9 protein-coding genes are annotated in these 12,338 nt (G+C 64.8%); 3 read left to right on the top strand and 6 right to left on the bottom strand.

Annotated features, from left to right (window positions below; genetic code table 11):
• Positions 1-104: 104 nt before the first annotated feature.
• Entirely contained in the window at positions 105-965 is an 861-nt protein-coding gene (locus AB7245_RS20470; protein ID WP_439034786.1) for a TerC family protein, read from the bottom strand.
• Positions 966-1,006: 41 nt separating this feature from the next.
• Entirely contained in the window at positions 1,007-1,429 is a 423-nt protein-coding gene (ndk, locus tag AB7245_RS20465; protein ID WP_027535388.1) for a nucleoside-diphosphate kinase, read from the bottom strand.
• Positions 1,430-1,740: 311 nt separating this feature from the next.
• On the opposite strand from ndk, the gene AB7245_RS20460 reads away from it, so the two are divergent.
• From AB7245_RS20460 to AB7245_RS20450, 3 genes are all read left to right on the top strand, one after another.
• Positions 1,741-1,995, top strand: a complete 255-nt coding sequence (locus AB7245_RS20460; protein ID WP_014495771.1) for a hypothetical protein — start codon at positions 1,741-1,743, stop codon at positions 1,993-1,995.
• A gap of 216 nt (positions 1,996-2,211) precedes the next feature.
• Positions 2,212-2,385, top strand: a complete 174-nt coding sequence (locus tag AB7245_RS20455) for a hypothetical protein (protein WP_439034785.1) — start codon at positions 2,212-2,214, stop codon at positions 2,383-2,385.
• 57 nt (positions 2,386-2,442) lie between these two features.
• On the top strand, positions 2,443-4,305 hold the full coding sequence (locus tag AB7245_RS20450; protein WP_166352779.1) for an ABC-F family ATP-binding cassette domain-containing protein: 1,863 nt from the start codon (positions 2,443-2,445) through the stop codon (positions 4,303-4,305).
• 83 nt (positions 4,306-4,388) lie between these two features.
• Here the strand turns inward: AB7245_RS20450 and AB7245_RS20445 are convergent, their stop codons facing one another.
• The 4 genes from AB7245_RS20445 to AB7245_RS20430 form a co-directional block, all read right to left on the bottom strand.
• The gene (locus AB7245_RS20445; RefSeq protein WP_354122135.1) at positions 4,389-5,354 is read right to left on the bottom strand and encodes a tripartite tricarboxylate transporter substrate-binding protein; all 966 of its coding nucleotides are present in this window, start codon (positions 5,352-5,354) and stop codon (positions 4,389-4,391) included.
• 177 nt (positions 5,355-5,531) lie between these two features.
• Positions 5,532-6,980 (bottom strand): HlyD family type I secretion periplasmic adaptor subunit, encoded by a 1,449-nt coding sequence (locus tag AB7245_RS20440; RefSeq protein ID WP_439034784.1) that lies wholly within the window; start codon positions 6,978-6,980, stop codon positions 5,532-5,534.
• Positions 6,967-9,099, bottom strand: a complete 2,133-nt coding sequence (locus AB7245_RS20435; RefSeq protein ID WP_439034783.1) for a type I secretion system permease/ATPase — start codon at positions 9,097-9,099, stop codon at positions 6,967-6,969. Before AB7245_RS20435 ends, AB7245_RS20440 begins: the two co-directional genes overlap by 14 nt.
• 27 nt (positions 9,100-9,126) lie before the next feature.
• The gene (locus tag AB7245_RS20430) at positions 9,127-11,976 is read right to left on the bottom strand and encodes a beta strand repeat-containing protein (protein WP_439034782.1); all 2,850 of its coding nucleotides are present in this window, start codon (positions 11,974-11,976) and stop codon (positions 9,127-9,129) included.
• Positions 11,977-12,338 lie beyond the last annotated feature (362 nt).

Here is a 12,338-nt window from a genome sequence, read left to right as displayed (position 1 = left end):
GGTTCAGTGGGGACGGCGACTGCCGGAACCCCTGTCGGAATGATCGCGCGCAAGACCTCTCCCCGCCGGGAAGAGGCAAGCAAAACCAGATCATGCCGTAGAGATTACTCCGCCGAGGCCTTGGCGTGGCGCTCGGAGGATTCGAGCGCGGCCTGGCTCAGGCTGCGCCGGCGCCAGATGCTGCCGACGACCAGCACGACGACGACGCCGAGAGCTGCGCAGAGATATTCGCCGCCTCCGCCGCCATGGGCGAATTGGGGCGGGATGCGAAGTGCGCCGAGCATGCCGTCCAGCGAGGCACCGAGCGGGCCGTCGAACAGCGTGTGCAGCTTCGGCGCGATGCCGGGATCGGTCGCGATCACCTCGCCCGAGATCCAGCCGAGCAGTGCTGCACCCGCCCAGACCAGGACCGGCAGCTTTGCGAGCAGCGCCATGATCAGCGCCGCACCGGCGACGATCAGCGGCACGCTGATGGCGAGACCGAGGATCAGCAGCGGCACGCTGCCATTGGCGGCGGCGGCGACCGCAATGACGTTGTCGAGACTCATGACGATGTCCGCGACGACGACGATCTGCACCGCCTGCCACAGATGCGAGGCGGACTCGACGCCCTCCTCGTCCTCGTTCTCCGGCACCAGGAGCTTCGCCGCGATCACGATCAGCGCGAGACCGCCGACGAGCTTGAGATACGGCAGCTCCATCAAGCTCGCGACGATGCCGGTGAAGATGATCCGCAGCAGCACGGCTGCGCCGGCGCCGAAGATCATGCCCCACAGCCGGTGCCGCGGCTTGAGTCCGCGGCAGGCGAGCGCAATCACCAGCGCGTTGTCGCCGGAGAGCAGGATGTTGATCCAGATGATCTTGCCGACCGCAATCCAGAAGGTCGGTTCGGCCATCTCGTTGCGAAACTGGGTGAAGAATGCCCCGATCGTAGCGGGATCGAAGACCTGCCAGAGCCAGTTCACAATACGTCCTTTCGCCCCGTCGATATTAACCTATCGGCTGATCAGCCGACGATCTCGTTGCCCGAGAAAAACTGCGCGATTTCGATCGCGGCGGTCTCCGGCGCATCCGAGCCGTGAGCGGAATTCTCGCCGATCGACTTTGCGTAGAGCTTGCGGATGGTGCCGTCGGCGGCCTTGGACGGATCGGTCGCACCCATCGCGTCGCGGTACTTGGCAATGGCGCCCTCGGCTTCCAGCACCTGGACCACTACCGGGCCCGAGGTCATGAACTCGACGAGTTCGCCGAAGAACGGGCGCGCCTTGTGCACGGCATAAAAGGTCTCGGCCTGTTCCTTGGTCATGCGGATGCGCTTCTGCGCGACGATGCGCAGGCCCGCCTTCTCGATCACGGCGTTGACCGCACCGGTCAGGTTACGCGCGGTCGCATCGGGCTTGATGATCGAGAAAGTGCGTTCGATGGCCATAATCTTGTCCTTGAGAAGAAAGCGGTGGTTCGGAGTTGCCGGGCTTATATCGGCGCCTTTGCCGGACGGCAAGCGACCGCCAAAACCGCCCCCGGACGCTTCGCCGCAGGCTGCCCCGCCGGATCTAGTCATGGATTACCGAGATTTCACCCAGATGAACCCAATCTGAAGGCTCCGTTCAGGGCTTGGTTCAGCTTCGCCGGCGTAAGGTCGGGCCTATCGAAACCGAAAGCCCGATCATCTGGCAGACCGTTTCGGCGGCCTTTCCATCGACGCGATAGCCCCGCGCCGGCAGTCTTTAGGAGATCACCATGTTGAGGAAACTTTCGCTTGCCGCTGTCGCCGCGGTTGCGCTGGGTGCCGCGCTGGCGCCGACCTCCGCCTCCGCTCACTGGCATGGCGGCTGGGGCTGGCACGGCGGCGGCGGTGGCTGGCATCACGGCTGGGGTGGACCGCGCTTCTATGCCGGCGGCCCCGTCTCCTACGGTTATGGCGGCTGCTACGTGCGCCGGCTGGTCCCGACCCCCTGGGGACCCCGCTGGCGGCTGATCAACCGCTGCTACTGAGCCCGTCAGCACCTTCCTGAGGTACCTAGGCCCCCCAGGTACCTTCCAAGCGAAGCCCCGGCGTTCCCCTGCGCCGGGGCTTTGTATTTGGGTGGCTATTGCCCGGCTTCATGCAATTTTTACTAGAGTGCGGGGCAATCTCCGCGCGTGGCGAAACCATTTGGGGGGCCAAGGACTTGATACCGTGTCATCACTTTGAGAACACGGAACCCCACAATGGCTGGCCTTTTTGCCAATGACAGCGAACAGATCGACCGGCGCACCAGCCGCTCGATTTGCGATGCGGTGGGCGAACGGCTTCAGCAGAGCCTGCGCCCCGAACCACGGCTCCCGACGCATCTCGAACAGCTCCTCGACGAGTTGAAGCAGCGCGACTGCGATTCGCACTGACGTGAGGCTCACGCAAAAACGGGTTGCGTTCGACGCGCCTTGCGGTGACAAGGCCGCATGCTTGCTATCACCGACCTCTCCATCCGCCTTGCCGGACGCCTTCTGATTGACCAGAGTTCCGTGCAGATCACGCCCGGTGCGCGCGTCGGCATGGTCGGGCGCAACGGCACCGGCAAGTCGACCCTGTTCAAGGTGATCCGCGGCGAGCTGGCGGCCGAGCACGGCACGGTCACCCTGCCGCCACGCTGGCGCGTCGGCAGCCTCGCGCAGGAGGCCCCGAACGGCCCCGAAAGCCTGATCTCCGTCGTGCTCAAGGCCGACCTCGAACGCGACGCGCTGCTTCACGAAGCGGAGAGCGCGACCGACCCGCACCGGATCGCCGAGATCCAGACCCGCCTCGTCGACATCGACGCCCATTCGGCGCCGAGCCGTGCGGCCGCGATCCTCTCCGGCCTCGGCTTCTCCGCCACCGACCAGCTCCGCCCCTGCGCCGAATTCTCCGGCGGCTGGCGCATGCGCGTCGCGCTCGCCGCCACGCTGTTCGCCGCCCCTGACCTCCTGCTGCTCGACGAGCCCACCAACTATCTCGACCTCGAAGGCACGCTGTGGCTCGAGGATCACCTTGCGCATTATCCGCGCACGGTGATCGTGATCAGCCATGACCGCGACCTGCTGGAAAGCTCGGTCGACCAGATCCTGCATCTGGAGCGCGGCAAGCTCACGCTCTACAAAGGCACCTATTCCTCCTTCGAGGAGCAGCGGGCCATGCGTGAGCTGCTCGATGCCAAAGCGGTCAAGCGCCAGGAAGCCGAACGCGCCCGTCTGCAGGCCTTCGTCGACCGCTTCAAGGCGAAAGCCTCGAAAGCCCGCCAGGCGCAGTCTCGTGTAAAAATGCTGGAGCGGCTGAAGCCGATCACGGCGCTGGTCACCCAGGACGTGCGCGAAATCAGCTTTCCCGCGCCGGAGAAAATCCTGTCGCCGCCGATCATCGCCGCCGACAACGTCGTGGTCGGCTACGATCCGAACACGCCCGTGCTTAACCGCGTCACCTTGCGCGTCGACAATGACGACCGCATCGCGCTCCTTGGTTCCAACGGCAACGGCAAGTCGACGCTGGTGAAACTGCTCGCGGGCCGCCTCGCACCGTTCTCGGGCAAGGTGACGCGTGCCGACAAGCTCTCGATTGCCTATTTCGCCCAGCACCAGCTCGACGAATTGAACGAGGATGCCTCGACCTACGACCACGTCCGCAAGCTTATGGGTGAAGCGCCCGAGGCCAAGGTGCGCGCACGCGCCGGCGCCATCGGATTCTCCGGCAAGGCGGCCGATACCAAGGTCGGGAAATTGTCTGGCGGCGAGAAGGCGCGCTTGCTGCTGGGGCTGGCGACCTTCTTCGGCCCCAACATGATCATTCTGGACGAGCCGACCAACCATCTCGACATCGACAGCCGCGCTGCGCTTGCGGAGGCGATCAACGAATTCCCCGGCGCCGTCATCATGGTTTCGCACGACCGCTATCTGATTGAGTCCTGCGCCGACCAACTCTGGATCGTCGCCGACCGGACCGTGACCAATTACGACGGCGACCTCGACGAGTATCGCCGCCTGGTGCTGTCGGCGCGCAACGGCGAGCCCGCCCCGCGCGAGCGTAGCGCCGCGAGCGAGAAGCCGCAGCGCCCGAGATCGGACAATCGCGGCTCGCTGAAGAAGCGCATCGCGGAAGCCGAGAGCGAGATCGCCCGCGTCAGCGAGATCATCACCAAGATCGACACCGCACTCGCCCTGCCCGACATCTTCACCAGGGATCCCAAGCAGGCCGCGCAACTGTCGAAGGCCCGCGCCAACGCCGCCGACGCGCTGGCGCGTGCGGAGGAACAGTGGCTGGAGGCGAGCACGCAGTTCGACGAGGCAGCGGGCTAGACTCAAAATCTGAAAAACAACCCCATGCACAGTACGGGTAATAAATTACCTGCATGCAAGCCGCTGAGCAGTTGGCCCTTTGCTCAATCGGCATACTGCCCCGCCGCCTTGATGATCGGCGCCCAGCGGTCGACTTCGCTGGTCAGCATCGCCCCGAGCGCCTCCGGCGTCGCCTTGTCCTGCGGGACCGGCTCGGTGTTGATGTCGTTGAACCGGGCGATCAATGTGGGATCCCTCAGCGCGGCCTGGAGCGCCGCCGTCAGCTTCTGAACGACCGCGGGCGGCGTGCCCTTAGGGGCATAGAGGCCATGCCAGACGCCGAGCTCGAACCCCTTGAGGCCGGCCTCGTCGGCGGTCGGCAGATCGGACAGGCTCTTCAGCCGCTCCTTGGTGGTGACCGCGTAGGCCTTGACCTGCTTGGCCGTGATCGGCCCGGTCGTGTTCGTCGCCTGGTCGCAGGTGAGATCGATCTGCTTGCCGAGCAGATCGTTCATGATCGGCCCATTGCCCTTGTAGGGCACCGTGGTGAGCTGCTTCTGGATCGCCGTCATGAACAGCATGCCGCACAGATGCGATGCCGCACCTAACCCGGCATTGGCGTAAGTCAGCTTGTCGCCCTGCTGCTGGGCGTAGGCGACCAGTTCCTTGAGCGTGTCGGCCGGGAAGTCCGGACGCGCGATGATGGTCATCGGCGCATTGGTCACGAGCCCGATCGGCGCAAAGGCCGTCTTCGTGTCGTAGCTCAGGTTGCGATACAGCGTGGCCGCGGTCGAAATGCCGACATGATGGACCAGCAGCGTGTAGCCGTCCGGCTGGGCGCGCGCGGCGCGCGTCGTGCCGATCGTGCCGCCAGCGCCGGTCGCGTTCTCGACGATCATCTGCTGCCCGAGGGATTTCGCCATGCTTGCTGCGGTCAGGCGCGCGATGGTGTCCGTCGGTCCACCCGCGGCGTACGGCACCAGCACGGTGATGGGCCTGGACGGATAGTCCTGGGCGACCGCCGCGCCGAGCGACAGAAGCAGAGCCGACACGATCGTGATGAAACGCATGTTCCCTCCAAGATTCTTTATCGCGCCATAAAAGCGCATCCCCGGCCGCACGGCCATCAGGAAAGCGACCTCTGCAAAAGTGTCGCAATCACGATGATCCGCGCCGAGAATGGCGACGTCGCCGGCGAGACGAATGGTGGGCAGGCGTGATACGGCTCCGCTGGAGCAAAATGGGATCTACCGCTCCCGCATGATCTCCTGTCGGTAGCGCTGAAGCGGAGATAACAGGTAGCTCAAAATGGTGCGCGAGCCGGTCCTGATCTCCACTGTCACGGCCATTCCCGGTGACAGGCTGACGAGGCGATCGTCCACCTGCATTTGCGTGCGATCGAGCGAGATGCGTGCGCTGTAGCTCAGCTCCTGGCCGTTTGGCTCGCTGCTGTCACGTTGCGCCGCGAGCGCGCGGTCGCTCCCCGGCGGACGGTCGCGGATGATGGCGTCCTGCGAGACGCTCAGCACCCGTCCCTCCAGCAGGCCGTAGCGGGTGAAGTTGAAGGTGTCGATCTTGACGGCGGCGTCCTGCCCGGCCTCGACGAAGCCGATGTCGCGGTTGGAGATCATCGCCTCGACCTCGAGCCGCGTATCCGATGGCACGATCACCAGCAGCGATTGCGCGGGCGTGACCACGCCGCCCACGGTGTGGACCGCAAGCTGCTGCACGACGCCGTCGACCGGCGAGGTCAGCTGCTGCAGCCGGGTCCGCTGCTGCGCCTTGATCAGATCGCGCGCGACGCCATTGGCTTTCTGCTCGCTCTTGGCCAGTTCGTCGGACAGGCTCTTGCGATACTCAGCCATGGCCTGGGTGCGGGTCTCCCGGATCGCGGCGACGGCCGCCTCGGCTTCCTTCAGATGGCTGCTCTGGACGCGAAGCTCCTCCTGCTGGTCGATCAGAAGCTGAAGGGTCTCGTAATAGGTCAGCTTCGAGCCGATTTCCTTCTCCATCAGAATCTTGCGGATATCGACGCGCTGCTGGGTGACAGGGAGCAACGCATCCAGCTTGTGGATCGTCGCCGCAATGGTCTGATGCTCGGCCTCCTTCTGCGCCTGCTGGCGCGCAAGTGACGCCAGTTTGGCGCGATGCTCGCTGACCTGATTGGCAAGAAGCTGCCGCTGTGTCGCGACCAGCGAGGGATCGGCATCCGCAGGCGGGACGAGATCGGTGGAGGCATCTTCGCCGCTTGCCAATGCGGCGCGGAGACGCGCCATATTGAGCCGTTCGGCCATGAGATCGTCATGCAGGTGATCGCGCTCCGCGGCATTCACGGTCGGATCGAGCTCGATCAGCACGTCGCCCGATTTGACCGCCTGCCCGTCCTGCACGTGGATGGCGCGCACCACCCCGGTCTCGAACGGCTGGACCACCTTGCTTCGCCCGCTCGACACCACCTTCCCGGTTGCGGACGCCACGATGTCGATCATGCCCCATGCCGACCACGCGAGTGCTGCGCAGACAAGGAGCATCAGGGCGATCGCGATGGCCCGGCCGATCGGTGACGGTGGCGCCTCGGCAATCTCCAGCGCCGCGGGCAGGAAGGCGATCTCTTCAGTGCGCCGCCCCTTCGCTTTCCGGAAGGGAACGACGGTCTGCTCCGGCCGCGGGGCCGGCACCGCGCTAGCCGACCTCATAGATCCCTCCCTGGAGACGATGCAGGGCCGCGTATCGGCCGCCGGTCTTGATCAACGCGTCATGCGTGCCGTCCTCGACCAGACGGCCGCGCTCGAGCGTGAAGATGCGATCAGCGCCGCGGACGGTGGACAGCCGATGCGCGATGATCAGGACGGTGCGGCCCCTGGCGATCTCCTTCATGTTCTCATGGATGATCCGCTCGCTTTCATAATCGAGCGCGCTGGTCGCTTCATCGAAGATCAGGATGCGGGGATTGGTCACCAAAGCGCGGGCGATCGCGATGCGCTGGCGCTGCCCGCCCGAGAGCGTCGAGCCGCGCTCGCCGACGACAGTGTCGTAGCCCTCGGGAAGCTCCAGAATGAAATCATGTGCGCCCGCAAGTTTTGCTGCGTCCATGACGCGGTCCATCGGCAGGGTCGGATCGGCCAGCGCGATGTTGTCGCGCACCGAGCGGTTGAACAGCATGTTGTCCTGGAGCACCACGCCGATCTGGCGGCGGAGCCAGGCCGGATCGGTCATCACAAGATCCATTCCGTCGATCAGCACGCGGCCGCCTTGCGGAACGTAGAGCCGCTGCACCAGCTTGGCGAACGTGCTCTTGCCCGAGCCCGACGATCCGACGATGCCGACGGTTTGCCCGGCCGGAACATCGAACGAGACGTCATGCAGGATTTCCGGCCCATCGAGCCGGTAGCGGAACGACACGTGCTCGAACCGGATATTGCCCCGGATCGGCGGCAGCCCCGCACGCGCCGCCGAATAAGCCGGCTCTGCCGCGCTGTTGAGGATGTCGCCAAGCCGCGCGATCGAGAGCCGCGCCTGATGAAAATCCTGCCAGACCTGGGCCAGCCGCAGCACGGGCGCCGAAACGCGCCCCGCAAAAATGTTGAAGGCTACGAGCTCGCCGACGGTCAATGCATCGCCGATCACGAGGCGCGCGCCGACATAGAGAATGGCGGCGGTCACGACCTTGCTGACGAACTGGACGAGCTGGCTTGCGGTGTTGCCAAGGCTGGTGACGCCGAAACTCGCCGAGACATAGCCGGCGAGCTGTTCTTCCCACCGGCGCTGCATCTGCGGCTCGACCGCCATCGCCTTCAGCGTCTCGATGCCGCTGACGCTCTCGACCAGAAAAGCCTGGTTCTCGGCGCCGCGGCGGAATTTCTCGTCCAGCCTGCGGCGAAACAGCGGCGTCGCCACCGCCGAGATCGCGATGTAGAACGGGAACGATGCCAGCACGATGCAGCTCATCAGCGGCGAATAGGCGAACATCACCGCCAGGAATACCGAGGTGAAGAACAGGTCGATGAGAAGCGTCAGCGACGAGCTGGTGATGAAATTGCGGATGTTCTCGAGCTCGCGAACCCGCGCCACGGAATCGCCGACGCGCCGCGCCTGAAACCAGGCCATCGGCAATGCCAGAAGGTGGTGGAACAGCCGGGCGCCCAGCTCCACGTCGATGCGGTTGGTCGTATGCGCAAACAGATAATTGCGCAGGATACCCAGCACCGTGTCGAACAGCGAGACGACGACGAGACCGATGACGAGCACGTCGAGCGTGGACAGCGAGCGATGCACCAGCACCTTGTCGATCACGACCTGGAAGAACAGCGGCGAGACCAGCGCAAAGAGCTGGAGGAAGAACGAGGCGGCCAGCACCTCGCCGAACAGCCGCCGGTATTTGCCGATCGCGCCGATGAACCAGGTGATATCGAAATGGCGTCCGAGGTCGGAGAGCCCGGCGCGCCGGGCCATCAGGATCAGTCCGCCGTCCCAGATCGCGCACAGCTCGTCGCGCTCCATCAGCACCGGGCGCTGGGCCTGCGGCGATTGCACCAGCACCTTGTCAGCGGAGGCCTTTGCGATGACCATGAAGCTGCCGTCGCGCAGCATCGCGATCGCCGGCAGCGGGCTGCCCGACAGACGACTCCACTGCGTTCGATAGGTTCGTGCCTTGAGGCCGAGAGATTTGGCGCAGCGGATGATCTCCGCTGCGCCAAAGATAGCCGTTCCGGTCCGGTGCTTGAGCTGGTCGCGGTCGGCCGCAACACCCTGCAAATGCAGCAGGGTGAGCAGCGCGTCCAACCCCGTATCGGTCGAGACCGCGTTCGTGGTCATGGGCGTTCTCCGGGCCGGAGCCTAATGTCAGGCGTGTTGCGGCGGTGCGAGGGTCTGGCTCTGTGCCGCGTGCGGATCGGGCAATGGCATCTCGCCGTGACCGTCACCTGCCGGAACGAGGTTTGCCGCCATGGCCTGGTTGAGCAGCATCGCGGCCGCCATCGCCCCGCCCCCGTTGATGACGACGTTGTTGCCGGGGCCACCGTCGAGGACGTCCTGTCCGCCGCCACCGATCAGCACGTCGTCACCCGCCCCACCCGCGAGCGTGTCGTTGCCGGGGCTGCCGATCAGGACGTCATCGCCATTGCCGCCATTGGCGACGAGCTGGATGCCGCCGTGCAAACCGGAGGCCGTGATGACGTCGTCGCCATCGAGGCCGTTGATCACGATCCTGTCGCCTGTGCCGGCATCGGTGATGTTGATGTCCTGGCCAAGCCCCGACACCGTAATGATGCCGTCGTGCTCGGTCACCGTGATGACGTCGCTGCCGCTGGTTCCGTTGATCGTCACCGTATCCGCGGCGCCGTCATTGGCGCCGAGGTCGAGGTTGACCTGATTCACGCCGGTCCCGGAGAGGTCGCCGACCGTGATGTTGTCGGCACCACCGAGGGCGTTGAAGTTGATATGCTCGACGCCGTTGAGGTCCATCGCGATGGCAGCAACATCGCGGGTGAACAGCACCCGTCCGCCATTGGCCGAGATGTTGATGTTCTCGTTGATGTTGGCGCCGTTGAACAGCAGCGTATCGGTGCCCTTGCCGCCTTCGACAATGTCGCTGCCGTCGCCGGGATTCCAGACGAAGGTGTCATCGCCGGCGCCGAGATTGGCAACGTCGTTGCCACGGCCGCCGTTCACAATGTCATTGCCGGCACTGCCGGTGATGGTGTCGTTGCCGTCACCGCCATTGATGTTGAGGCTGAACGGCTGCCCCGCCTTGATGGACGAGGCATTGATGACGTCGTTACCGCCTCCGCCGTTGACGGTCAGGACGTCACCGGCATCGGCGTGAGCGATGGTCACCTGCGCCGCAAGGCCGTTGACAACGATCGATCCGCCAGAGGTCGTGATCGAGATGTTGTCATCGCCTGCGGTGCCGTTCACGGTCACACGATCTGCCGCACCGTCACCACTCTGGCTGCCGGGGCCGGCACTGAGGTCGATCGCCACCTGCGTGACGCCGGTGCCGGAGAGATCGTTGACGGTGATGTTGTCGGCGCCGCCGGCGGCAGCGATCTGCACATGCTCGACGCCGTTGAGATCCATGGTGATGGCGCCGACGTCGCGGGTGAGAAGCGCGCGGCCGCCATTCGCCGAGATCGACATGTTCTCGGCGACATTGGAGCCGTTGAACACCAGCGTATCCGTTCCCGCGCCACCTTCGACGGTGTCGCTACCATCACCGGGATTCCACGTGAAGAGGTCGTCGCCTGCGCCGAGAAGCGCGACGTCATTGCCGCGGCCACCGGTGACCTTGTCGTTTCCGTCGCCGCCGATCAGGGTGTCGGCGCCCTGACTGCCGGTGATGGTATCGTTGCCCGCGCCGCCGTCGATGGTCAGCCCAATCGCCGCAGCAAGTAGCGATGCATCGATGACGTCGTTGCCGCCGAGCGCCTGGATCACCAGCCGGTCGTTGGCAGCTTCCGCATTCGCGATCGTCACGACTTCGGGCAGGCCCGTCACCGTCACGGTCGTCCCGTCGGACGTGACCTCGATGTGCTGGCCGCCGTTGGTGCCGTTGACCGTCACCGTGTCGGCCGCGCCGTCGCCTTGCGTGCCGCCGGGAACGGCTCCGAGATCGACCAGCACCTGCGTGACGCCGGTCCCGGAGAGATCGCCGACGGTGATGTTGTCGGCGCCGCCGCGCGCATCGAATTCGATCTGCTCGATGCTGTTGAGGTCCATCGTGATGTTGGCGACGTCGCGGGTGAAGCGCACCCGGCTGCCGTTAGCCGAGATATCGATGGTCTCGTTGATGTTGGCGCCGTTGAACAGAAGCTTGTCGTTGCCCGATCCGCCTTCGACCGTGTCGCTGCCGTCGCCGGGATTCCAGATGAAGGTGTCGTCGCCCGTCCCTAGTTGTGCGACGTCGTTGCCGCGTCCGCCATTAACGATGTCGTCGCCGCTGCCGCCGATCAGGAGGTCGTTGCCGTCGCCGCCGGTGATCCTGTCGTTGCCGGCGCCGCCGTCGAGCGTCAGCGAGATCAGGCTGGCGAGTCCATTGCTTGCGGTGATGACGTCGTCGCCGCCGCCGGCGTGCAGCACGAGATTCTCCGTCGTGCCGATGTCGAGCGAAAATGGCGCCGCGCCCGTCCCGTCGAATCGCACGCGCGTGCCGTTCGCCGTGATCGTGAACGTCTCCGGGTCATTGCTTCCGTTGATCTGCGCGGTGTCGTTGCCGTCACCGCCCTCGAACAGGTTGGTGCCGCCCCCCGGATTCCAGATCATGAGGTCGTTGCCCGCTTCGCCGAACAACTGGTTGTCGCCGCTGCCGCCGTCCAGCGTGTCGTTGCCCGCGCCGCCGAACAGCAGATCGTTGCCGCCGCCGCCCTTGATCGTATCGTCGCCGGCCTGCCCAAACAGCAAATCGGCACCCGAGCCGCCCGTGATCCTGTCATTGCCGTCGCCGCCGAAAATGTGCACCGCGGGCATCGGGCCGTTGGATTCGTTAACGGTGATCGTGTCGTCGCCGCCCTGACCGAAGATGTCGATCTCATTGGTGTTGGCCACAGTGGGATCGCCACCGATCGTCTTCACCTGCCCGTTATTGATGAGAATGCGGCCCGACTTGTCGCGGCTGATCACGACGCCGTTATTGGCGCTGTCGCCGAAAATGGTGAGCTGGCCCGTAACCGGGGAGAAAACAGAGGTAGTAGACATCCAAATATTCCTTCGATCGATCTAGCCCCTCCCCTCGATGCGTAGCAGTGGTGCGGATGTCTTACTTGAAGCACTGCTTTAGACGCGCGTGATTATTCTGGAGATTTCCTCCAGTTTTCCTCCGGGCTGGTTTCGACAGCGGATGCAAACGCTCTCACATCACGAATTGCCGATCACGTATAACGGCAGCGTGACTTTCGAAGGCGCGCGCGAATCTCACCAACGCATTGATGCGCGCGCAGAAGCCACAGCTCGAAGCGACGACGCATTCGTTTTGATGAGATGGCGAATTCGATCGGTGCTCTCGTGCGCCGGACACAGCGCAGCACGATAGTGGTGCGCTGCTGAGCCGGGGCTCATGA

The sequence above is a fragment of the Bradyrhizobium sp. 604_D8_N2_3 genome (assembly GCF_051810765.1).
GTDB lineage: Bacteria > Pseudomonadota > Alphaproteobacteria > Rhizobiales > Xanthobacteraceae > Bradyrhizobium > Bradyrhizobium barranii.
The sequence above is the reverse complement of the archived record's forward strand: the minus strand, read 5'-3'. Positions and strand labels throughout refer to the sequence as shown.